21 protein-coding genes are annotated in these 21,496 nt (G+C 63.2%); 14 read left to right on the top strand and 7 right to left on the bottom strand.

Features of this window, described 5'->3' with window-relative positions; genetic code table 11:
• Positions 1–9: 9 nt before the first annotated feature.
• Entirely contained in the window at positions 10–297 is a 288-nt protein-coding gene (gatC, locus tag JOY50_RS11030) for an Asp-tRNA(Asn)/Glu-tRNA(Gln) amidotransferase subunit GatC (RefSeq protein WP_019473691.1), read from the bottom strand.
• 205 nt (positions 298–502) lie between these two features.
• Between gatC and mreB the strand changes: the two genes are divergently transcribed.
• The 8 genes from mreB to tldD all read left to right on the top strand — a co-directional run bounded on the left by mreB (position 503) and on the right by tldD (position 11,613).
• On the top strand, positions 503–1,540 hold the full coding sequence (mreB, locus tag JOY50_RS11035) for a rod shape-determining protein MreB (protein WP_003255163.1): 1,038 nt from the start codon (positions 503–505) through the stop codon (positions 1,538–1,540).
• Between the two features lie 226 nt (positions 1,541–1,766).
• The gene (gene mreC, locus JOY50_RS11040) at positions 1,767–2,762 is read left to right on the top strand and encodes a rod shape-determining protein MreC (RefSeq protein WP_238342566.1); all 996 of its coding nucleotides are present in this window, start codon (positions 1,767–1,769) and stop codon (positions 2,760–2,762) included.
• Positions 2,762–3,250 carry a rod shape-determining protein MreD gene (gene mreD, locus JOY50_RS11045; protein ID WP_019473693.1) on the top strand — a complete coding sequence of 163 codons (489 nt, stop codon included), beginning with the start codon at positions 2,762–2,764 and terminating at the stop codon, positions 3,248–3,250. The genes mreC and mreD overlap by 1 nt, the downstream gene beginning before the upstream one ends.
• 33 nt (positions 3,251–3,283) lie before the next feature.
• A complete protein-coding gene (locus JOY50_RS11050; RefSeq protein WP_132843997.1) occupies positions 3,284–3,895 on the top strand; it encodes a nucleoside triphosphate pyrophosphatase in 612 nt (203 codons plus the stop codon).
• Between the two features lie 54 nt (positions 3,896–3,949).
• Complete coding sequence (gene rng / locus JOY50_RS11055) at positions 3,950–5,407, top strand: ribonuclease G (protein ID WP_016485023.1); 1,458 nt, start codon at positions 3,950–3,952, stop codon at positions 5,405–5,407.
• An 82-nt stretch (positions 5,408–5,489) separates the two neighbouring features.
• A complete protein-coding gene (locus JOY50_RS11060; protein WP_138737640.1) occupies positions 5,490–9,311 on the top strand; it encodes a YhdP family protein in 3,822 nt (1,273 codons plus the stop codon).
• A gap of 8 nt (positions 9,312–9,319) precedes the next feature.
• Positions 9,320–10,171 (top strand): carbon-nitrogen hydrolase family protein, encoded by an 852-nt coding sequence (locus tag JOY50_RS11065; protein ID WP_243055183.1) that lies wholly within the window; start codon positions 9,320–9,322, stop codon positions 10,169–10,171.
• 2 nt (positions 10,172–10,173) lie between these two features.
• Entirely contained in the window at positions 10,174–11,613 is a 1,440-nt protein-coding gene (tldD, locus tag JOY50_RS11070) for a metalloprotease TldD (protein WP_132843989.1), read from the top strand.
• A gap of 138 nt (positions 11,614–11,751) precedes the next feature.
• On the opposite strand, the gene yjgA is transcribed toward tldD, so the two are convergent.
• On the bottom strand, positions 11,752–12,273 hold the full coding sequence (yjgA, locus tag JOY50_RS11075; protein WP_016485027.1) for a ribosome biogenesis factor YjgA: 522 nt from the start codon (positions 12,271–12,273) through the stop codon (positions 11,752–11,754).
• A 109-nt stretch (positions 12,274–12,382) separates the two neighbouring features.
• Between yjgA and pmbA the strand changes: the two genes are divergently transcribed.
• The 6 genes from pmbA (at position 12,383) to JOY50_RS11105 (ending at position 17,685) form a co-directional block, all read left to right on the top strand.
• A complete protein-coding gene (gene pmbA, locus JOY50_RS11080) occupies positions 12,383–13,729 on the top strand; it encodes a metalloprotease PmbA (protein ID WP_138765963.1) in 1,347 nt (448 codons plus the stop codon).
• 178 nt (positions 13,730–13,907) lie between these two features.
• Positions 13,908–14,309 (top strand): hypothetical protein, encoded by a 402-nt coding sequence (locus JOY50_RS11085; protein WP_019471375.1) that lies wholly within the window; start codon positions 13,908–13,910, stop codon positions 14,307–14,309.
• A complete protein-coding gene (locus tag JOY50_RS11090) occupies positions 14,302–15,678 on the top strand; it encodes a lyase family protein (RefSeq protein WP_132843984.1) in 1,377 nt (458 codons plus the stop codon). Before JOY50_RS11085 ends, JOY50_RS11090 begins: the two co-directional genes overlap by 8 nt.
• A gap of 27 nt (positions 15,679–15,705) precedes the next feature.
• The gene (locus tag JOY50_RS11095) at positions 15,706–16,167 is read left to right on the top strand and encodes a DUF2753 family protein (protein WP_019471373.1); all 462 of its coding nucleotides are present in this window, start codon (positions 15,706–15,708) and stop codon (positions 16,165–16,167) included.
• Between the two features lies 1 nt (position 16,168).
• Positions 16,169–16,780, top strand: coding sequence for a superoxide dismutase (locus JOY50_RS11100; RefSeq protein WP_132843981.1), 612 nt, complete (start codon positions 16,169–16,171; stop codon positions 16,778–16,780).
• A gap of 11 nt (positions 16,781–16,791) precedes the next feature.
• Positions 16,792–17,685, top strand: a complete 894-nt coding sequence (locus tag JOY50_RS11105; protein WP_019471371.1) for a ZIP family metal transporter — start codon at positions 16,792–16,794, stop codon at positions 17,683–17,685.
• A 158-nt stretch (positions 17,686–17,843) separates the two neighbouring features.
• Here JOY50_RS11105 and JOY50_RS11110 read toward each other — a convergent pair whose 3' ends face one another.
• The 5 genes from JOY50_RS11110 to JOY50_RS11130 all read right to left on the bottom strand — a co-directional run bounded on the left by JOY50_RS11110 (position 17,844) and on the right by JOY50_RS11130 (position 21,351).
• The gene (locus JOY50_RS11110; RefSeq protein WP_003255140.1) at positions 17,844–18,116 is read right to left on the bottom strand and encodes an HPr family phosphocarrier protein; all 273 of its coding nucleotides are present in this window, start codon (positions 18,114–18,116) and stop codon (positions 17,844–17,846) included.
• A 19-nt stretch (positions 18,117–18,135) separates the two neighbouring features.
• Complete coding sequence (rapZ, locus tag JOY50_RS11115; protein WP_132843978.1) at positions 18,136–18,990, bottom strand: RNase adapter RapZ; 855 nt, start codon at positions 18,988–18,990, stop codon at positions 18,136–18,138.
• A 2-nt stretch (positions 18,991–18,992) separates the two neighbouring features.
• Positions 18,993–19,457 carry a PTS IIA-like nitrogen regulatory protein PtsN gene (gene ptsN, locus JOY50_RS11120; protein WP_019471369.1) on the bottom strand — a complete coding sequence of 155 codons (465 nt, stop codon included), beginning with the start codon at positions 19,455–19,457 and terminating at the stop codon, positions 18,993–18,995.
• Between the two features lie 12 nt (positions 19,458–19,469).
• The gene (gene hpf, locus JOY50_RS11125) at positions 19,470–19,778 is read right to left on the bottom strand and encodes a ribosome hibernation-promoting factor, HPF/YfiA family (RefSeq protein ID WP_016485037.1); all 309 of its coding nucleotides are present in this window, start codon (positions 19,776–19,778) and stop codon (positions 19,470–19,472) included.
• Positions 19,779–19,857: 79 nt separating this feature from the next.
• The gene (locus JOY50_RS11130; protein ID WP_132843976.1) at positions 19,858–21,351 is read right to left on the bottom strand and encodes an RNA polymerase factor sigma-54; all 1,494 of its coding nucleotides are present in this window, start codon (positions 21,349–21,351) and stop codon (positions 19,858–19,860) included.
• Positions 21,352–21,496 lie beyond the last annotated feature (145 nt).

Raw genomic sequence — 21,496 nt, forward strand, 5'->3', positions numbered from 1 at the left:
CTCTATCCCTTACTCGATGACTTTGGGAACCAGGTACAGACCGCTTTCGGTCGACGGCGCGATAGCCTGGTAGACGTCGCGCTGGTTGCTTTCTGTGACCTGGTCGGGGCGCAGGCGCTGGCTGGCCTCCAGCGGGTGGGCCAGGGGCTCGATGCCAGTGGTGTCGACCGCTTGCATCTGGTCGACCAGCCCGAGGATGCTGTTCAGGGCTTCGGTAATACGTGGCAGTTCGCCATCATTCAGCCCCAGACGGGCCAGATGGGCGATCTTTTCCACGTCGCAGCGTTCAAGCGCCATGGGGATCTCCAAGGGAAACAAAGAACGGAATTTGGGTCCGCAGTGAGGAACATGTCAGCTTTCTGGCGGTCCAACGGCCGCGATCATCGGCTGGCGTGCTCGGAAAAACAGCCAATTTAACATATTGGCTCCTTGCCCAAAATCCCTGCCATTGTTAGAGTTTGCCGCACTTTTTTACCCACGCTTTCCCCAGGGTCACTTTCCCATGTTCAAGAAACTGCGTGGCATGTTTTCCAGCGATCTTTCCATCGACCTGGGTACTGCCAACACCCTTATTTACGTGCGTGAGCGCGGTATCGTCCTGAATGAGCCCTCGGTTGTTGCCATCCGTACCCATGGCAATCAGAAAAGCGTTGTCGCCGTCGGTACCGAAGCCAAACGCATGCTGGGCCGTACGCCTGGCAACATTGCTGCCATTCGTCCGATGAAGGACGGCGTCATCGCCGACTTCAGCGTTTGCGAAAAAATGTTGCAATATTTTATCAACAAGGTCCACGAGAACAGCTTCCTGCAGCCAAGCCCGCGCGTGCTGATCTGCGTACCGTGCAAGTCGACCCAGGTAGAGCGCCGCGCCATTCGCGAGTCGGCCCTGGGTGCCGGTGCCCGTGAAGTGTTCCTGATCGAAGAGCCAATGGCTGCTGCCATCGGTGCTGGCTTGCCGGTTGAAGAGGCCCGCGGTTCGATGGTCGTCGATATCGGTGGTGGTACCACTGAAATCGCACTGATCTCCTTGAACGGCGTGGTTTATGCCGAGTCCGTCCGCGTTGGCGGCGACCGCTTCGACGAAGCCATCGTTACCTACGTGCGCCGCAACTACGGCAGCCTGATCGGCGAGTCCACCGCCGAGCGCATCAAGCAGGAAATCGGTACCGCTTACCCAGGCGGCGAAGTGCGCGAAGTCGATGTGCGTGGCCGCAACCTGGCCGAAGGCGTACCGCGTGCCTTCACCCTGAACTCCAACGAAGTGCTCGAAGCGCTGCAGGAATCGCTGGCGACCATCGTCCAGGCCGTGAAGAGCGCCTTGGAGCAATCGCCGCCCGAGCTGGCTTCGGACATCGCCGAGCGTGGCCTGGTGCTGACCGGTGGTGGCGCGCTGCTGCGTGACCTCGACAAGCTGCTGGCCCAGGAAACCGGCCTGCCGGTGATCGTCGCCGAGGACCCGCTGACCTGTGTCGCCCGTGGCGGCGGTCGCGCCCTGGAGATGATGGACAAGCACGCGATGGACCTGCTCTCCAGCGAGTGATCCCACTCGCTGTTCACGAGCGCCCGGTTTACAGGTAGTACGCACAGTGCTACCTGTATGTGCTGGGCGGGTGCCCGTTCAGGGCGCCGTATCCGTCAACCCGCAACCAGGCTGGTGCGTTGTCCCATGTCCAATGACCTCCTGAGTCGTCCACGAGGAACGGCCCATTAAACCGCTTTTCTCCAAGGGCCCTTCGCTGGGCGTTCGCCTGCTCGTTCTGGTGGTGATGTCGGTCGCGTTGATGGTTGTCGACGCGCGCTTTGACGTGCTAAAGCCCGTGCGCAGCCAGATGGGCCTGGTGCTGATGGAGTCGTACTGGATCACCGACCTGCCGCAACGTGCGTGGCAAGGCGTGGCCGGCCAGTTCGGCAGCCGCACCGAACTGATCGCCGAAAACGAAAAGCTCAAGACCGAGGCCCTGCTGTTGCAGGGGCGCCTGCAGAAGCTGGCGGCCCTGACCGAGCAGAACGTGCGCCTGCGCGAATTGCTGAACTCTTCGGCGCTGGTCAACGAAAAAGTCGAAGTGGCCGAGCTGATCGGTGTCGACCCCAACCCGTTCACCCACCGCATCCTGATCAACAAGGGCGAGCGTGATGGTGTGTTCCTGGGCCAGCCGGTGCTCGATGCCCGCGGCCTGATGGGCCAGGTAGTCGAACTGATGCCCTACACCTCGCGGGTGCTGTTGCTGACCGATACCACCCATAGCATCCCGGTGCAGGTCAACCGCAACGGCCTGCGTGCCATCGCCAGCGGCACCGGCAACCCGGAGCGCCTTGAACTGCGCCATGTGGCTGATACGGCCGACGTGAAGGAAGGCGACCTGTTGGTCAGTTCCGGCATGGGCCAACGCTTCCCGGCCGGCTACCCGGTGGCTACGGTCAACGAGGTGATCCACGATTCCGGGCAGCCGTTTGCCATCGTGCGTGCCATCCCCACCGCCGCGCTCAACCGCAGCCGTTACATGCTGCTGGTATTCAGTGACCGGCGTACCCCGGAGCAGCGTGCTACCGACGCCGCCATCGCCCAGGAAGAGGCTGACCGCAAGGGCACCTCGGTCCCCGGCCAACCGGTGAGCACGGGCGAGCAGGGTACACCTGCCAGCAATACGCCTGTGGCGCCCTCCACACCCGCAGCGCCGGCCGCCCAGCCTGCAGCCCCGGCAGCTACCCCTGCCACGCCTGCCGCAGCGCCTGCCGCACCCGCTCACACCCGGAGACAATGATGGCTGCTTCACGCCGCAACAACGGCTGGGTCATCTGGCTGACTTTCGCCATCGGCCTGCTGCTCAGCGTCTCGCCCATGCCGCAGTTCATGGAAGTGTTCCGGCCCATGTGGCTGGCTTTGCTGGTGTCGTTCTGGACCCTGGCGGTGCCGAGCAAGGTCGGCATGACCACGGCATTCGTGCTGGGCCTGGCCGAGGACGTGCTGTACGGTACCCTGCTGGGGCAGAACGCACTGATCCTCACCCTCATCACCTTCCTGGTGTTGTCCCTGCAGCAGCGCCTGCGTATGTTCCCCATGTGGCAGCAGAGCCTGGTGATTCTGGTCATATTCGGCATCGCCCAGCTTATCCAGCTATGGCTCAGCGCGCTGACCGGCAACCGCCTGCCTACCCTGGCGCTGGTCTGGTCGGCGGTCATCAGTGCCTTGCTCTGGCCATGGATCAGTTTCGCCCTGCGCGACCTGCGCCGACGCTTGCATATCAACTGACGGCGCCGCCGCAACTGACAGGGAGATGTCTGCATGAACCCGCTATACCTGGCCTCTGGCTCGCCCCGCCGTCGTGAATTGCTGACCCAGATCGGTGTGCCCTTCACCGTCGTCAGTGCACCCATCGATGAATCCCCGCTGCCCGGCGAAAGCGCCCTGGCCTACGTTGAACGCCTGGCTCGGGCCAAGGCCGCCGCCGGTCTGGCCAGTGTCGAGGGCCCGGCTGTAGTGCTGGGGGCAGACACTGCCGTGGTGCTCGACGGGCGTATTCTCGGCAAGCCGGAAAACCGCGAGGATGCCTTGGCCATGCTGGCCGACCTGTCGGGCCGCGAGCACCAGGTGTTGACTGCGGTTGCCCTCAGCAATGGCCTGCTTATGCAAAGCCTGTGCGTCACCAGCAAGGTGCGGTTCCGGGCCATCAGCGCCGATGAAGCGCAACGCTACTGGGCCAGCGGCGAGCCTGTAGACAAGGCTGGTGGCTACGCTATCCAGGGCCTGGGCGCAGTGTTCGTCACCGGCCTTTCCGGCAGTTATTCGGCCGTGGTAGGCCTGCCCCTCAGTGAGACGGCCGAGTTGCTTGGCACGTTTGGTATCGCCTGTTGGCAATCGCCCGTGCATACGCCAGAGGTAACAAACCCGCGGTAGCCAGCACGGCATACGCCATCCATCATTACAAAAGACCTTTGACGAGAGCCGGCCATGAGTGAAGAGATCCTGATCAACATCACCCCGATGGAGTCACGCGTGGCGGTGGTGGAAAACGGGGTACTGCAGGAAGTGCACGTCGAGCGCACCCAGCGCCGTGGCATCGTCGGCAATATCTACAAGGGCAAGGTGGTGCGTGTGCTGCCAGGCATGCAGGCGGCCTTCGTCGACATCGGCCTGGAGCGCGCTGCGTTCATCCATGCGTCGGAAATTTCCCAGCGTGAAGGCTCGGCAGTCGAAACCATCACTGCACTGGTGCATGAAGGCCAGGCCCTTGTGGTGCAGGTGACCAAGGACCCGATCGGCACCAAAGGTGCGCGCCTGACCACCCAGCTGTCGATCCCTTCGCGCTACCTGGTATACATGCCACGCAGCAGCCATGTCGGCATTTCGCTGAAGATCGAAGACGAAGCCGAGCGTGACCGCCTCAAGCAGGTGGTAAGCAACTGCATGGAAAGCGAGAACATCAAGGATGCCGGCGGCTTCATCCTGCGCACTGCGGCCGAAGGCGCACGTGCTGAAGAGATCTTGCAGGACATCCGTTACCTGCGCCGCCTGTGGGAGCAGATTGGCTCCCAGATCAAGACCTGCGGCGCACCCATGGTCATCTACGAGGACCTGGGCCTGGCCCTGCGTACCCTGCGTGACCTGGTCAACCCGAAGATCGAGAAGATCCGCATCGACTCGCGTGAAACCTTCCAGAAGACCACGCAGTTCGTTGGCGAACTGATGCCGGAAATCGCCGACCGCCTCGAACACTACCCTGGCGAGCGGCCCATCTTTGACCTGTATGGTGTCGAAGACGAAATCCAGCGCGCCCTGGAGCGCAAGGTACCGCTCAAGTCCGGCGGCTACCTGGTGGTCGACCCGGCCGAGGCGATGACCACCATTGACGTGAACACCGGTGCATTCGTCGGCCATCGCAACCTTGAAGAGACCATCTTCAAGACCAACCTGGAGGCTGCCACCGCCATCGCCCGGCAACTGCGCCTGCGCAATATCGGCGGCATCATCATCATCGACTTCATCGACATGGAAGATGAAGAACACCAGCGCCAGGTGCTGCGTACACTGGAAAAGCAACTGGAAAGGGACCACGCAAAGACCAACATCATCGGCATCACCGAACTGGGCCTGGTGCAGATGACCCGCAAGCGCACCCGTGAAAGCCTGGAGCAGGTGCTGTGCGAGCCGTGCCTGGCCTGCCAGGGCCGCGGCAAGCTGAAAACCCCCGAGACCATCTGTTACGAAATTTTCCGCGAGATCCTGCGCGAAGCCCGTGCCTATCAGGCCGAGGGCTACAGGGTGCTGGCCAACCAGAAAGTGGTCGACCGCCTGCTGGATGAGGAGTCCGGCAATGTGGCAGAACTTGAGGCCTTTATCGGTCGAACCATTCGCTTCCAGGTCGAGTCGATGTATTCGCAGGAACAATACGACGTGGTGCTGCTCTGAGGTCTTCTCGAACGCGCCACTGGATGGCTGGGCTGGCAAAACCGCCACTACCGGCCATCATGGATAAACGACTTGGAGGGCCATGGCCATGGGACGTCTGACTCGCGTTCTTGTCGCCTTGACCCGCTGGGGGCTGGGCTTTTGCGCCCTGCTGGCGGTATTGGTGGCGCTGTATGTCAGCCTCGGCCGCGAGTTGGTGCCGCTGGTGGCCGAGTACCGTGCTGATGTGGAGCGCAAAGCTGAACAGGCGTTGGGCCTGCCGGTGCATGTCGGTGCCCTTGAAGGGCGCTGGAGCGGGCTGGCACCGGTGCTGCGGGTGCGTGACCTGCAGCTGGGTGAAGGTGCGACCGCGCTGCGCCTGGACGACGTCAAGGTAGTTCCCGATGTCTGGGCCAGCCTCAGTGCCCGCGAAGTGCGCCTGGCGCGAATACAACTGGGCGGCCTGCAACTGATCCTGCGCGAGAACGAGCAGGGTGCCTGGCACCTCGAAGGCCTGCCGAAGAAGGACGATGCGCCACTGGACCCCGCCGAACTGCTGCAGCGCCTGCGCCAGCTGGGCCGCATCGATGTGTTCGACAGTCAGGTCACCTTGCACCCGTGGCAGCGTGACCCGCTCACCCTGACGTATGTGAGCGCCGGCCTGCAGGCAGGCGCTTCGCGCCAGATTGTGGACCTGAATGCGACCCTGCCCGATGGCCAGCCCCTGGCGCTGAACCTGCGTAGCCGTGCGTCGGCCAAGGCCTGGCGAGATGCCCAGGTAGATGCCTACCTGAGCCTGCCGCAAAGTGACTGGGCGCGCTGGTTGCCCCCACGCCTGCTGGGCCAGTGGCATGCCGACGCGCTGCGAGCGGGCGGCGAGTTCTGGGTCGACTGGCGCGAAGGGCAATTGCAGCAGGCAGTGGTGCGGCTCAACGCACCCGAGCTGCAGGGCGGCTATGCCGGGCGCAAGGCCGCGACACTGAACAATCTGGCCTTGGGCGCCTGGTTCCAGCGCCGGGCTCAAGGCTTTGATGTAGTGGTCGACTCCCTGGCCATGGACATCGGCAAGACCCGTTGGGAGTCGCACCTGCAGTTGCAGCAGCGCCCAGGCGAGAGCACTGCCGATGAAAGCTGGAAGCTGCAGGCCGACCGGCTGCACCTTACGCCCCTGACCCCGCTGATCGATGCCTTGGCACCGCTGCCTGACAATGTCATGGCCGTGGTCAATGGCCTGAAGGTAACCGGCGCGTTGCGCAATGTACGGCTGGAGGCCCGGCCCAAGGCCGAGGGAGACCAGCGCCTGCAGTTCGACGCCAACCTGGAGAAGGTCGGTTTCGATGCCTACCACGGGGCCCCGGCTGCCGGTAACGTCAGCGGCCGCATCAGCGGCGACCTGGGCCATGGTGAACTGCGCCTGGATACCGATGCATTCATGCTGCACCTCTACCCGATCTTCGCCAAACCCTGGCACTACCAGAAAGCCAATGCGCGCCTGACCTGGGCGCTGGACAAGGAAGGCTTCACCCTGGTTGCGCCTTACCTCAAGGTGCTGGGCGAGGAGGGCAAGATTGCTGGTGACTTCCTTATTCGCCTGTTGTTCGAAGAAGGCCGCGAGGACTACATGGACCTGCGTGTCGGCCTGACCGAGGGCGATGGCCGCTACACCGCCAAGTACCTGCCCGAGGTGCTCAGCCCGGCCCTCGACGAATGGCTGCGCAGCGCCATCGTCAAAGGCACGGTGGATGAGGGCTACTTCCAGTACCAGGGCTCGCTGAACCATGGCGCCGCGCCAGAGGCTCGCAGCATCAGCCTGTTTTTCAAGGTGCGGGACGCCGCCCTGGACTTCCAGCCTGGCTGGCCGCAGGTGCAGCACGTCGATGGCGATGTGTTCATCGAGGACAGCGGTGTGCGCATCAAGGCTCAGCGTGGTGTGTTGCTCGACACCAAGGTGAGCGATGTCAGCGTCGATATCCCGCATGTCGAGGGTGACCAGCACAGCCGCCTGTACCTGGATGGCGACTTCGACGGGAGCCTGGGCGATGGCCTGAAAATACTCAAGGAAGCGCCGATCGGCACGGGCGAGATCTTCGCCGGCTGGGAGGGCGAAGGGCCGTTGAAGGGCAAGGTCAAGCTCGACATCCCGCTGGCCCACGGCGAACGGCCGAAAGTACAGGTGGACTTCGCCACCCGCGATGCGCGCTTGAAAGTTGCCCCGCCGAGCCTGGAGTTGAGCCGCCTGAAAGGTGACTTCAGCTTCGATTTTGACAAGGGCCTTAGTGGCAAGGGCATCAGCCTGCAGGCGTTCGGCAAGCCGGTGACGGCGCAAATTACTGCCGAAGGCCAGCCGGGGCAGATGCAGACGCGTATCGACGCCAATGGCCAGGTAGCGCTCAAGGCGCTGACCGACTGGCTGCAGTTCAAGCAGGCCTTGCCAGCGTCCGGCGACCTGCCTTATCAGTTGCAGCTCAGCCTGGGTAGCCGGGATAACCGGCTGAGCGTCAACTCGACCCTCAAGGGCTTGGCCATCGACCTGCCGGCCCCCTTCGGCAAAGCTGCAGCAGATTCCCGCGACAGCCGTTTCAGCATGAACCTGCAAGGCCAGGAGCGGCGTTTCGATGCCGCTTACGCCGACCTTGCACGCTTTGCCTACGCCGCGCCGGCTGACAAGCTGGCACAGGGCCGTGGTGAGTTGCTGTTGGGCACCGGTGATGCCCAACTGCCCACTGGCCAGGGCCTGCGGGTGCGCGGGCGCCTGGAGTCGCTGGACCTGGCGCCCTGGCAGGAACAGGCGGCCCGCCTTGCCGGCGACGATCCGGGCGGTAGCGCGCGACAGAACCTGCAAAGTGTCGACTTGAGCATTGGCCAGCTGAAAGCCTTCGGCATGGACCTGAACCAGGCCGTGGTACGCATGGCCCGTGGCGGCGCAGCCTGGGACCTGCGCCTCGACAGCAGGGAAGTGATTGGCAACGCCCGTGTGCCGGATGCCAAGGGGGCGCCCATGGTCGTGCGCATGCAGACCCTGCGCCTGCCCGCTGCCGACCCTGCCCAGGCTCAGGCCGAAGAAGGCCCGGACCCGTTGGCCTCGTTTGACCCGCGCAAGGTACCGGCGCTGGACCTGAGTATCGATAAGCTCTACCGCGGCGACGACCTGTTCGGCAGCGCGGCGATCAAATTGCGCCCGACAGCGCGTGGCGTGACCGCCAGTGATATCGACCTCGACTTCAAAGGCCTGCGCATCGACGGCGGAGGGGGCTGGGAGGGTGCGCAAGGCAGCACCAGCAGCTGGTACAAAGGGCGCCTGGACGGCAAGAATCTGGCGGATGTGCTCAAGGCCTGGGGCTTCGCCCCGACCGTGACCAGCCGCGACTTCCGCCTGGATGTGGACGGCCGCTGGCCGGGTTCGCCTGCTGCGGTGGGCTTGAAGCGCTTCTCTGGCAGCATGGACGCGGCACTGCGCACCGGCCAGTTCGTCGAAGTCGAAGGCAGTGCACAGGCACTGCGCGTGTTCGGCCTGCTCAACTTCAACGCCATTGGCCGGCGCCTGCGCCTGGACTTCTCCGACCTGTTCGAAAAGGGCCTGGCCTATGACCGGGTCAAAGGTCTGCTGGTGGCCAGTGACGGTGTCTATGTGACCCGCGAGCCGATCAGCGTGACTGGCCCGTCGAGCAACTTCGAGCTGGAAGGCACGCTGGACATGGTGCGCGACCGGGTAGATGCCAACCTGCAGGTGAGCCTGCCAGTGACCAACAACCTGCCGCTGGCGGCACTGATTATCGGCGCGCCGGCCGTAGGCGGTGCGCTGTTCCTGGTCGACCGCTTGATCGGTGACCGCGTATCGCGGTTTGCCAGCGTGCACTACCGTGTCGAAGGGCCGTGGAAAGAGCCTAGAATCACATTTGTGAAACCTTTCGAGAAATCCCGCTAGGAGTACCCATGAAGGCAGCGGTAATCCAGATGGTCAGCCAGGATGATGTGCTGGCCAACCTGCAGCGTGCCGGGGCCCTGTTGGAGCAGGCCGCATTTGGGGGCGCCAGGCTGGCGGTGCTGCCGGAAAACTTCGCCGCCATGGGCCGCAAGGACGCCGCTGCCATCGGCCGCGCCGAAGCAATGGGCGAAGGGCCGATCCTGCCATGGTTGAAACGCACCGCCCGCGACCTCAAGTTATGGATTGTGGCCGGTACTTTGCCCTTGCCGCCGGTCGGCCAGCCCGAGGCCAAGGCCCACGCCTGCTCGCTGCTGATCGACGAGTACGGCGAGGTGGCGGCACGTTATGACAAGCTGCACCTGTTCGACGTGGACGTTGCCGACAACCGCGGCCGGTACCGTGAGTCGGACGACTACGCCCATGGCACCCAGGTGGTGGTGGCCGACACCCCGGTTGGGCGGCTGGGGCTGAGCGTGTGCTACGACTTGCGCTTCCCTGAGCTGTACAGCGCGCTGCGCGCTGCCGGCGCGGAGCTGATCACTGCGCCAGCGGCCTTTACTGCTGTGACAGGTGCGGCGCATTGGGAGGTGCTGGTACGCGCCCGCGCGATCGAAACCCAGTGTTACCTGCTGGCTGCGGCGCAGGGCGGCACCCACCCGGGCCCACGTGAAACCCATGGCCATGCGGCGATCGTCGACCCTTGGGGGCGCATCGTCGCAGAACAGGCGCAAGGCGAAGCGGTACTGCTTGCCGAGCGCAACATTGATGAACAAGCGTCCATCCGGGCGCGCATGCCGGTGGTAACGCACCGGCGCTTTTTCTCGCAGGGCGCGTTGCGGCCTGCGCACACCTCGGAGTGACTATGAGCCAGATGTTATCCACCGTCAGCGAGCAGCTCCTGGCCCCAGGCGGCTTGACCCTGGACAGCCTGCAAAGCGTGCTGGGTGAGTTGGCCGGCCCCGGCATCGACGCCGCCGACCTGTATTTCCAGGGTCAGATCTCGGAAACCTGGGCGCTGGAAGACGGCATCGTCAAAGAGGGCAGCTTCAACCTGGACCAGGGCGTGGGCGTACGTGCCCAGTCCGGTGAAAAGACCGGCTTCGCCTACAGCAATGCGATCAACCTCGAGGCGCTGACCTCGGCGGCGCGCGCCGCCCGTTCCATTTCCCGTGCCGGGCAGAACGGCACGGTCCAGGCCTTCCGCAGCCAGGAAGTGACCGCTCTGTATGCCGCAGACAACCCGCTGGATGTACTGAGCCGTGCCGAAAAGGTTGAGCTGCTCAAGCGTGTCGACGCCGCCACCCGCGCCCTGGACCCACGCATCCAGCAGGTCAGCGTAAGCATGGCCGGGGTCTGGGAGCGCATCCTGATTGCTGCGGCCGATGGCAGCCTGGCCGCCGACGTGCGCCCGCTGGTGCGCTTCAACGTCAGCGTCATCGTCGAGCAGAACGGCCGTCGCGAGCGCGGCGGGCAGGGCGGTGGCGGGCGTACCGACTACCGCTTCTTCACCGAGGAACGGGTGATGGGCTATGCCCGCGAAGCCTTGCGCCAGGCGCTGGTAAACCTGGAGGCGATCCCGGCACCTGCCGGCACCTTGCCGGTGGTACTGGGCTCGGGCTGGTCGGGCGTGTTGCTGCACGAGGCGGTAGGCCATGGCCTGGAAGGTGACTTCAACCGCAAGGGCAGCTCGGCGTTCAGTGGCCGTATTGGCGAGAAAGTGGCATCGAGCCTGTGCACCATCGTTGACGACGGCACGCTCGAAGGCCGCCGTGGCTCGCTGAGCGTGGATGACGAGGGCACCCCGACTGAATGCACCACGCTGATCGAGAACGGTGTGCTCAAGGGCTACATGCAGGACAAGCTCAACGCACGCCTGATGGGCATGGCAGTGACCGGCAACGGCCGCCGTGAATCCTACGCGCACCTGCCAATGCCGCGCATGACCAACACCTACATGCGTGCAGGCGATAGCGACCCGCAGGAAATCATCGCGTCGGTGAAGAAAGGTATCTACTGCGCCAACCTCGGCGGTGGCCAGGTGGACATCACCAGCGGCAAGTTCGTGTTCTCGACCAGTGAGGCCTACCTGATCGAAGACGGCAAGATTACCGCGCCGGTGAAGGGTGCGACGCTGATCGGCAACGGGCCGGAGGCGATGAGCCGGGTGTCGATGGTCGGTAACGACCTGGCGCTGGACAGCGGGGTAGGGACGTGCGGCAAGGACGGGCAGTCGGTGCCGGTCGGGGTGGGGCAGCCTACCTTGAAGCTGGATGCGATTACCGTGGGCGGTACCGGGGCGTGATGGCCATCTGGGACCGCTTTGCGGTCCTTTCGCGACGCAAGGCCGCTCCCACAGGGGCTGCGCCATGCAGGAATGGCTGCGCGAATACTGTGGGAGCGGCCTTGTGTCGCGATTGGGCCGCACAGCGGCCCCAGGGGCTCAGCGCAAACCGCGCTGTAACTCGTCGAGGTCGCGGATGTACTTGAACACCTTGCGCGCAGCAGCAGGCGGCTTGTTCCGCGCTTTTTCGTGCTGGGCATGGCGCACCAGCGAGCGCAGCTGTTGGCGGTCGGTGTCGGGGTACTCGTTGACGAAGCGCTCAAGGTCTTCGTCGTTGCCGTCGATCAACCGGTCGCGCCAGCGCTCCAGACCGTGGAAGCGCTCGTTGTACTGGCGGGTCGAGCTGTCCATCTGCTCAAGCAAGGCGTGGATGGCGTCCAGGTCCTGTACGCGCATCAGCTTGCCGACAAACGACATGTGGCGTTTGCGGGCACCGTGAGCGGTGTGCTTGCTGGCCTCGGCCAGGGCCTTGCGCAGCTCGTCGGTCAACGGCAGGCGGGCCAGGGTATCGGCTTTGAGCGTAGTAAGGCGCTCGCCGAGTTCGACCAGCTCATGCAGTTCGCGCTTGATCTGGGTTTTGCTTTTTTCGCCGTCGAAGGCGTCGTTGTTTGAATCAACCATGGTGGCAGTCCGCTAGAAATCGCCGCCATGATAACCAGTCGGGGGCCGCTTGTCCGGCCCGGTCGTAGAATGACCCCGAGCCGTACGCAGAATTTGAGTGGAGAGAACCATGAGTGCAGTCCAGAGCGTAGGTCCGAAGGACCTGCCAGCATTGCAGGAGCAGGTCGAGGCAATCATTGCCGAGGCGCGCCGTCAGGGGGCCAGTGCCTGTGAAGTGGCGGTGTCGCTGGAGCAGGGCCTGTCCACCACGGTACGCCAGCGCGAGGTTGAAACGGTCGAGTTCAATCGCGACCAAGGCTTTGGTATCACCCTTTACGTTGGTCAGCGCAAAGGCTCGGCCAGCACCTCGGCCAGTGGCCCGGATGCGATCCGCGAGACCGTCGCCGCAGCCCTGGCCATTGCCAAGCATACGTCCGAGGACGAATGTTCCGGTCTGGCAGACGCAGCGCTGATGGCCCGCGAAATCCCTGATCTGGACCTGTACCATGACTGGGCGATGGAGCCCGAAAAGGCCATCGAGATGGCCCTGGCCTGCGAGGCTGCGGCGTTCGATGAAGACCCGCGCATCCTCAACGCCGATGGCACCACACTCAATACTCACCAGGGCTGCCGTGTGTATGGCAACAGCCATGGCTTCATCGGCAGTTACGCCTCGACCCGGCACAGCCTGAGCTGCGTGATGATCGCTGAAGGCGATGGCCAGATGCAGCGTGACTACTGGTACGACGTGAACCGCCAGGGCAACCTGCTGGCCGACCCGCGCAGCATCGGCGTGCGCGCTGCCCAGCGCGCAGCCAGTCGCTTGGGCGCGCGTCCGGTACCGACCTGCGAGGTGCCGGTGCTGTTTTCCGCCGAACTGGCCGGTGGCCTGTTTGGCAGCTTCCTCTCGGCCATTTCCGGCGGCAATCTTTACCGCAAGTCGTCTTTCCTTGAAGGGACCATTGGGCAACGGCTGTTCCCCTCCTGGCTGACCCTTGACGAGCGCCCCCATATTCCACAGGCACTGGGCAGCGCAGCATTCGATGGTGATGGCCTGGCTACCTATGCCAAGCCGTTCGTCGACAAAGGCGAGCTGGTGTCGTACCTGCTGGGCACCTATTCCGGGCGCAAGCTGGGCCTGCCAAGCACGGCCAACTCCGGTGGCGTGCACAACCTGTTCGTCACTCACGGTGTCGAAGATCAGGCCGCGTTGATCCGCCGTATGGGGCGCGGGCTGCTGGTGACCGAGTTGATGGGGCATGGGCTGAACATGGTGACGGGGGATTACTCCCGTGGTGCGGCTGGCTTCTGGGTCGAAAATGGCGAGATTCAGCATGCGGTGCAGGAAGTGACCATTGCCGGCAATATGAAGGATATGTTCCAGCAGATTGTTGCGATTGGCAGCGATCTTGAAACCCGCAGCAACATCCACACCGGATCGGTTCTGATCGAGCGGATGACTGTTGCTGGTAGCTGATCTTTAGCCTGCACTCGCCTCTTCGCGGGCTCGCCCGCGAAGAGGCCGGAGCAGGCACTACAAAATTTTCAATGCAACTGAAGACCCGGCCCCTGCGCCGGTTTTTTTTCATCACCTTTTTCTTGAAGTGATTCTGTTTATCACTTAATAATGAATATCATTATCCAGTAACCCGGCGATGATGTTCATGAAACCCGTCCTCCGCGAACTGCCCTACCTGGAAAACTGGCGCTGGCTCAGCCGGCGCATCCGCTGTGCGCTCGAGCCCGACGAGCCGCGCCTGATCGAGCATTACCTGGCCGAAGGCCGCTATCTGGTGTGCTGCACCGAGACATCGTCATGGACGGTGGCGCTGACCTCTTTCCGCCTGCTGCTGGATACCGCCTGCGATCGCATGCTGCCCTGGCATTGGCGCTGCCTGTGCCTGGACCAGGCCTGGCGCCCGCTGCTGGACCTGCGCAACCTCGACCGCCACGAACAGAACCAGCGCTGGCAGCCCTACGCCCTGCAGTTGGCCAATTGCCGTCTGCTGCCGTCGATTTCTCCCGATGAACTGATGCAAGGATTTGATGATGAGTGATACCCGTATCGAGCGTGACAGCATGGGTGAACTGCAGGTGCCGGCCCAGGCCCTGTACGGTGCCCAGACCCAGCGCGCGGTCGACAACTTCCCGGTCAGTGGCCTGCGCATGCCGGCCCAGTTCATCCGTGCCTTGTTGCTGGCCAAAGCGGCCGCCGCCAAGGCCAACGTCGAGCTGGAGCAACTGTCTGCGGCGCAGGGCCAGGCCATCGTCAAGGCAGTCGAGCAACTGCTGGCGCAAGACTTTATCCAGCACTTCCCGGTGGATGTGTTCCAAACCGGTTCCGGCACCAGTTCGAACATGAACGCCAACGAGGTGATTGCCACCCTGGCCAGCCGCGTGCTGGGTGACGCTGTCAATGCCAATGATCACGTCAACTGTGGCCAGAGCAGCAACGACATCATCCCCACCACCATTCACGTCAGTGCTGCACTGGCCTTGCACGAGCAGTTGCTGCCGGCCCTGAGCCACCTGGTACAGGTGATCGAGACCAAGTCGGCGCAAGTGCACCAGTATGTGAAAACGGGACGCACCCACTTGATGGACGCCATGCCGGTGCGCATGAGCCAGGTGCTGGATGGCTGGGCGGCGCAGATCAACGCTGCCAAGGGGCACATCGACGCGACCCTGCCGAGCTTGCAGGCGCTGGCCCAAGGCGGCACTGCCGTGGGTACCGGCATCAACGCCCACCCTCAGTTCGCTGCCGGTTTCGCCCGACAGCTCAGCGGCCTGACCAAGGTGGAGTTCACCCCCGGGCAGAACCTGTTCGCGCTGATCGGCTCGCAGGACACCGCCGTGGCGCTGTCTGGCCAGCTCAAGACCACCGCCGTGGCACTGATGAAGATCGCCAACGACTTGCGCTGGATGAACTCCGGTCCACTGGCCGGCCTGGGCGAAATCGAGCTGCAAGGCTTGCAGCCGGGCTCTTCGATCATGCCGGGCAAGGTCAACCCGGTGATTCCGGAGGCCACTGCCATGGTTGCCGCCCAGGTGATCGGTAATGACGCGACCATCGCCGTCGCTGGCCAGTCCGGCAACTTCGAGCTGAACGTGATGCTGCCGGTGATCGCCCGCAACCTGCTGGAGAGCATCGAACTGATGGCCAACGTCAGCCGCTTGCTGGCCGACAAGGCCATCGCCAGCTTCAAGGTCAACGAGGACAAGCTCAAGGAAGCCCTGGCGCGCAACCCGATCCTGGTCACTGCGCTGAACCCGATCATCGGTTACCTCAAGGCCGCCGAAATCGCCAAGACCGCCTACAAGCAGGGGCGCCCGATCATCGATGTGGCACTGGAGCACACCGACCTGTCGCGTGACCAGCTTGAAGCGCTGCTGGACCCGGAAAAACTCACCGCCGGCGGTATCTGACCCTGCGTCACCGCTTAGGAGGCAACCATGCAGCACTGGAAACGCACCACGGAAACCGCCAACCGCCTGTTCGAACAAGGCGAGCTGGTCGACGCCCGGGAACACTACCTGCAAGCCTTGGCGCTGGCCCAGGTGCTGTTCGAGCGCTGGCATGACGTCGACGAAGCGGTGGCCGTGTTCGTCATCGCCCACCACAACCTGGCCGACCTGCACCTGCGCCTGAATCAGCCGCACGAGAGCGCCGACTACCTGTGCGCCGCCCACCAGCGGCTGCTGCAGGCCAGCCAGGAGGCGCGCTTGCCCCAGGAGCTGCGTGACGCTGCCCTGCGCCACAGTGGGCGAACCTACACCGAACTGCTGAATTTCATCGCCGAGTACGGCCAGTACCCGCGAACCGAGCGCCTGCTCAACCGCCACAGTGCCGGAGCCAGCGAACTCGCTGCCCAGCCGGATGTGGCGCCTGGAACCCATGCTTACGGAGTTCACTGACATGCCCCATACCTTGCCTGCTTTGCCTTACGCCTACGATGCGCTGGAGCCGCACATCGACGCCCAGACCATGGAGATCCACCACAGCAAGCACCATCAGACCTACGTCAACGGCCTCAATGCTGCTATCGAAGGCACCGAGTGGGCCGAGTGGCCGGTGGAAAAACTGGTCGGTGCGGTCAAGCAACTGCCGGAAAACCTGCGCGGTGCGGTGACCAACCATGGCGGCGGCCACGCCAACCACAGCCTGTTCTGGACCGTGATGTCGCCCGAGGGCGGCGGTGAGCCACAGGGCCAGTTGGCGCAGGCCATCTCGTCGCAACTGGGCGGTTTCGACACCTTCAAGGACGCCTTCACCAAAGCGGCGTTGACCCGTTTCGGCAGCGGCTGGGCCTGGCTCAGCGTGACGCCGCAGAAGACCCTGGTGGTGGAAAGTAGCGGTAACCAGGACAGCCCGCTGATGCACGGCAATACGCCTGTCCTCGGCCTGGACGTGTGGGAGCATGCCTACTACCTGAAGTATCAGAACCGTCGTCCGGAATACATCGGTGCTTTCTACAACGTCATTGACTGGGCGGAAGTGGAACGTCGTTACGTTGAAGCCCTGAAGTGAGTCGGACCGGTATGCGCTCTGAAGTGATGTCTGTCAGCAGTGTGCGCCTGTTTCGTCTGGCGCTTGGGACTTTGCTTTTGCTGGCGGGCACTGCGCTGTTGGTAGCGCGCGGCCTTGCCTGGCTGGACCTGGAGCCACGCATGTTGCGCGCCCTGGAGGGCGGCGCATTGTGCGCACTGGGGACGGCGCTGGGGGCGGTACCGGTACTGGTCATTCGCAACATGCCGGTGGCGCTGGCCGACACACTGCTGGGCTTCGGCGCCGGCGTGATGCTGGCGGCTACCGCGTTTTCCCTGATCATCCCGGGGTTGGACGCGGCCCAGTCCATCGGTTTCAGCCCTTGGGGTGCGGGTGGCCTGATCAGCTTTGGCTTGCTGTTCGGTGCGCTGTGCCTGTTTCTGGTTGACCTCAAGGTGTCTGGCGCCTCCCCGGAAGCGCTGGTCGGCACCGGCAATCAGCCGGTGATTGCTGCGCGTATCTGGCTGTTTGTCATTGCCATCATTGCGCACAACATCCCCGAAGGCATGGCCATCGGAGTATCGGCCGGTGGTGGCATGGCCGACGCCGACAGCCTGGCGATGGGCATTGCGTTGCAGGACGTGCCTGAGGGGCTGGTGATTGCGCTGGTGCTGGCCGGGGCGGGCATGGCGCGCTTCAAAGCCTTCCTGATCGGCGCAGCGTCAGGTTTGGTCGAACCGGTGGCCGCAGTGATTTGCGCCTGGCTGGTAAACGTCGCCGAACTGCTGCTGCCGCTGGGCCTGGCCTGCGCGGCGGGGGCGATGCTGCTGGTGGTGACCCAGGAGATCATCCCGGAATCGCGCAGCAACGGCCATCATCGTCTGGCCAGCCTGGGGCTATGTATTGGCTTCTGCCTGATGATGGTGATGGATACAGCGATGTCCTGATTCATTATCAGGTTTGCGTGTTCCCTGTGGGAGCGGCCTTGTGTCGCGATAGGGCCGCAAAGCGGCCCCGGCAACTTGTGCATTGTTGCTCAAATCCTGGGGCTGCTTTGCAGCCCTCTCGCGACACAAGGCCGCTCCAACAAGGATCGTGCTGGCTTTTATTCGCCTTCGTCGAAGAAGTTGTTGATCAGCTCGACCAGCGCATCCATGGCGTCGTTGTCCTGCTCGCCTTCGGTATGCAGGTGCACCTGGGTGCCTTTGCCGGCCGCCAGCATCATCACCGCCATGATGCTCTTGCCATCCACCAGCTTGTCTGGCGCACGGCCAACGCGCACCTGGCAGGGGAAGCGGCCCGCCACGCCGACGAACTTGGCTGCCGCCCGGGCATGCAGGCCCAGCTTGTTGATAATGGTGATTTCGCGGGCGGGCATCGTGGGGCGGATCCTTGGGCTAGAGGTCGCGGTGGCGGACCTGGACGTTTTTCAGGGATTGCTGCAGCAACTGGCCAAGGCGCTCGGTGATGTACACCGAGCGGTGGTGGCCGCCGGTGCAGCCGATGGCAATGGTGACGTAGGCGCGGTTGCTGGCGGCGAAGCGGGGCAGCCACTTGAGCAGGTAGCTGGAAATGTCGTTGAACATGTCTTCGACATCCGGTTGTGCGCCCAGGTAGTCGATTACCGGCTGTTCGAGGCCGGAGTGCTCGCGCAGCTCGGCCTTCCAGTAAGGGTTGGGCAAGCAGCGCACATCGAACACCAGGTCCGCATCCACCGGCATGCCGCGCTTGAAACCGAAGGACTCGACCAGGAACGCAGTGCCAGGCTCGGGTTGGTTAAGCAGACGCAGCTTGATCGAATCACGCAGCTGATACAGGTTCAGGTTGGTGGTGTCGATCTTCAGGTCGGCCAGGTCGGCGATCGGGCCCAAAAGCTCACTCTCGACGCGAATCGCTTCGGCCAGCGAGCGGTTGGCATTGGTCAGTGGGTGGCGTCGGCGGGTTTCCGAGAAGCGCTTGAGCAGCATGTCTTCGTCGGCATCCAGGAACAGCACATCGCACTGGATGTTGCGCGCGCGGGCTTCTTCGAGCAATTCGGGGAAGCGCGTCAGGTGGCTGGGCAGGTTACGTGCGTCAATCGACACGGCAACCTTCGGTTGCAGCAGTTCGGTGTTGATCAGCGCCTCTTCCGCCAGCTCCGGCAGCAGCCCGGCGGGCAGGTTGTCAATGCAATAGAAACCGTTGTCTTCCAGGACATCGAGGGCGGTGCTCTTGCCGGAGCCGGACCGGCCGCTGACAATGATCAGGCGCATGTTCAGTGCTCGTTCTGTACGTCCAGGACAACCTGGAACAGGGCCTCGTTACTGCTGGCGGCACGCAAGCGATCACGAACCTCCTTGCGATCGAGCATGCTGGCAATCTGGCGCAGCAGTTCCAGATGCGCATCGGTGGCAGCTTCAGGCACCAGCAGGACGAACAGCAGGTCCACAGGCGCGCCATCGATGGCGTCGTAATCGATAGGGGCTTCGAGGTGCAGCAGGGCGCTGACCGGGGCGGAACATCCTTCAAGCCGGCAGTGGGGGATGGCGATGCCATTGCCGAAACCGGTCGAGCCGAGTTTTTCCCGGGCGACCAGTTTTTCGAAGACGTCTTGCATCTCCAGCTCTGGCACTTGTTCGGCGATGACGGTGGCGACCTTTTCAAGGGCGCGCTTCTTACTGCCGCCCGGCACGTTCACGAGGGAACGGCCGGGGGTCAGGATGGTTTCAAGTCGGATCATGGATGAGGGGGATCAGCGGGCAGCTGCACCTTGCAGCAGGCTTTGCTGTTTTTCCTTGTGTTTTTTCAGTTGGCGGTCGAGCTTGTCGGCCAAGGCGTCGATTGCTGCATACATGTCTTGGTCTTCGGCATTGGCAACCACTTCACCGCCAGGAATCTGCAGGGTCGCTTCGACCTTCTGCTGCAGCTTCTCGACTTTCATGATGACCTGCACGTTGGTGATCTTGTCGAAGTGACTTTCCACGCGGGCGAGCTTTTCAAGCACGTAATCGCGCAGTGGCTGGGTGACTTCTACATGCTGTCCACTGATATTGACTTGCATACAGCTTCTCCTTTATTGCCCGTGCATAAAGAGGCAGGTCTTGCACCTGCCCCACAAACGCTGTGGCACATCTCAGGGGCTACATCAGTCGCTTGCGCTCGCTCGACGGTGCGATGCCGAGGGACTCGCGGTACTTGGCGACGGTGCGACGGGCTACCTGGATGCCTTGTGCCTCCAGTAAACCAGCGATCTTGCTGTCACTCAATGGCTTTTTCTGATTTTCCGCTGCAACAAGTTTCTTGATGATCGCGCGGATCGCCGTGGACGAGCATTCTCCGCCTTCGGAGGTGCTGACGTGGCTGGAGAAAAAGTATTTCAGTTCGTAGATGCCACGCGGTGTATGCATGTATTTCTGCGTGGTAACCCGAGAGATGGTCGACTCGTGCATACCTACCGCCTCGGCGATGTCGTGCAGCACCAGCGGTTTCATCGCCTCGTCACCATGGTCGAGGAAACCGCGCTGGTGCTCGACGATCTGCGTGGCAACCTTCATCAGCGTTTCGTTGCGGCTTTGCAGGCTCTTGATGAACCAGCGCGCTTCCTGCAACTGGTTGCGCATGAAGGTGTTGTCGGCACTGGTGTCGGCGCGGCGCACAAAGCCTGCGTATTGCGGGTTGACCCGCAGGCGCGGGATGGCTTCCTGGTTCAGCTCCACCAGCCAGCGGTCGCTGTCTTTGCGCACGATGACGTCGGGCACCACGTACTCTGGCTCGCTGGACTCGATCTGCGAACCTGGGCGCGGGTTGAGGCTTTGTACCAGCTCGATGACCTGGCGCAGCTCGTCTTCCTTGATTTTCATGCGCCGCATCAGCTGGGTGTAGTCACGGCTGCCGAGCAGGTCGATGAAATCGGTGACCAGGCGCTTGGCTTCGGTCATCCACGGGGTATTGGCAGGTAGCTGGCGCAGTTGCAGCAGCAGGCATTCACCCAGGTTGCGGGCGCCGACGCCGGCCGGTTCGAACTGCTGGATGCGGTGCAGCACCGCTTCGACCTCGTCCAGCTCGATATCCAGCTCCGGGTCGAAACCGGCGCAGATTTCCTCAAGGGTGTCTTCCAGGTAGCCCTGGCCGTTGATGCTGTCGATGAGGGTAACGGCGATCAGGCGGTCGGTGTCGGACATCGGCGCCAGGTTCAGTTGCCACAGCAAGTGGCTTTGCAGGCTTTCGCCGGCCGATGTGCGGGTGGTGAAGTCCCACTCGTCGTCATCGTTGCTCGGCAGGCTGCTGGCGCTGGTCTGGTAGATGTCTTCCCAGGCGGTGTCGACCGGAAGCTCGTTGGGGATGCGCTCGCCCCACTCACCGTCTTCCAGGTTGTCGGCACTGACGGTGCTTTCCTGGAAGCTGTTGTCCTGGGCTTCGGCTGCCGGCTTGTTCTCGGCGTTGTCCGCCATCGGGTCGCTGTTGTCGAAGTCCTCGCCGTCTTCCTGACGTTCGAGCATCGGGTTCGACTCCAGCGCTTCCTGGATTTCCTGTTGGAGGTCCAGGGTGGAAAGCTGGAGCAGACGGATGGCCTGTTGCAACTGAGGTGTCATCGTCAGTTGCTGGCCCATTTTTAGGACGAGCGATGGTTTCATGGCAGGGGCTTGGTACCTTGTTCGCCGGCGCGCACGCGCCATCCACTACACGAGGGCGCCTGGGCGCCAGATCAAGCAAGTTTTATGCCTTAAATTGTAGCGTTTGCCTAGAGCACCGTAACAACTTTACCCGCGGTTTCACGGC

This window comes from Pseudomonas sp. BP01 (assembly GCF_022760795.1).
Classification (GTDB): domain Bacteria; phylum Pseudomonadota; class Gammaproteobacteria; order Pseudomonadales; family Pseudomonadaceae; genus Aquipseudomonas; species Aquipseudomonas putida_Q.

Excerpts from the sequence above, each read along its gene's own strand:
- JOY50_RS11110 (WP_003255140.1), bottom strand. The coding sequence starts at position 18,116 with ATGCCCGCCCGCGAAATCACCATTATCAACAAGCTGGGCCTGCATGCC.
- mreB (WP_003255163.1), top strand. The coding sequence starts at position 503 with ATGTTCAAGAAACTGCGTGGCATGTTTTCCAGCGATCTTTCCATCGAC.
- JOY50_RS11105 (WP_019471371.1), top strand. The coding sequence starts at position 16,792 with ATGCGCTCTGAAGTGATGTCTGTCAGCAGTGTGCGCCTGTTTCGTCTG.
- mreD (WP_019473693.1), top strand. The coding sequence starts at position 2,762 with ATGGCTGCTTCACGCCGCAACAACGGCTGGGTCATCTGGCTGACTTTC.
- rapZ (WP_132843978.1), bottom strand. The coding sequence starts at position 18,990 with ATGCGCCTGATCATTGTCAGCGGCCGGTCCGGCTCCGGCAAGAGCACC.
- JOY50_RS11095 (WP_019471373.1), top strand. The coding sequence starts at position 15,706 with ATGCAGCACTGGAAACGCACCACGGAAACCGCCAACCGCCTGTTCGAA.
- JOY50_RS11065 (WP_243055183.1), top strand. The coding sequence starts at position 9,320 with ATGAAGGCAGCGGTAATCCAGATGGTCAGCCAGGATGATGTGCTGGCC.
- pmbA (WP_138765963.1), top strand. The coding sequence starts at position 12,383 with ATGAGTGCAGTCCAGAGCGTAGGTCCGAAGGACCTGCCAGCATTGCAG.
- yjgA (WP_016485027.1), bottom strand. The coding sequence starts at position 12,273 with ATGGTTGATTCAAACAACGACGCCTTCGACGGCGAAAAAAGCAAAACC.
- ptsN (WP_019471369.1), bottom strand. The coding sequence starts at position 19,457 with ATGATCCGACTTGAAACCATCCTGACCCCCGGCCGTTCCCTCGTGAAC.
- JOY50_RS11130 (WP_132843976.1), bottom strand. The coding sequence starts at position 21,351 with ATGAAACCATCGCTCGTCCTAAAAATGGGCCAGCAACTGACGATGACA.
- hpf (WP_016485037.1), bottom strand. The coding sequence starts at position 19,778 with ATGCAAGTCAATATCAGTGGACAGCATGTAGAAGTCACCCAGCCACTG.
- JOY50_RS11100 (WP_132843981.1), top strand. The coding sequence starts at position 16,169 with ATGCCCCATACCTTGCCTGCTTTGCCTTACGCCTACGATGCGCTGGAG.
- JOY50_RS11050 (WP_132843997.1), top strand. The coding sequence starts at position 3,284 with ATGAACCCGCTATACCTGGCCTCTGGCTCGCCCCGCCGTCGTGAATTG.
- rng (WP_016485023.1), top strand. The coding sequence starts at position 3,950 with ATGAGTGAAGAGATCCTGATCAACATCACCCCGATGGAGTCACGCGTG.
- mreC (WP_238342566.1), top strand. The coding sequence starts at position 1,767 with ATGTCGGTCGCGTTGATGGTTGTCGACGCGCGCTTTGACGTGCTAAAG.
- gatC (WP_019473691.1), bottom strand. The coding sequence starts at position 297 with ATGGCGCTTGAACGCTGCGACGTGGAAAAGATCGCCCATCTGGCCCGT.
- JOY50_RS11085 (WP_019471375.1), top strand. The coding sequence starts at position 13,908 with ATGATGTTCATGAAACCCGTCCTCCGCGAACTGCCCTACCTGGAAAAC.
- tldD (WP_132843989.1), top strand. The coding sequence starts at position 10,174 with ATGAGCCAGATGTTATCCACCGTCAGCGAGCAGCTCCTGGCCCCAGGC.
- JOY50_RS11090 (WP_132843984.1), top strand. The coding sequence starts at position 14,302 with ATGAGTGATACCCGTATCGAGCGTGACAGCATGGGTGAACTGCAGGTG.
- JOY50_RS11060 (WP_138737640.1), top strand. The coding sequence starts at position 5,490 with ATGGCCATGGGACGTCTGACTCGCGTTCTTGTCGCCTTGACCCGCTGG.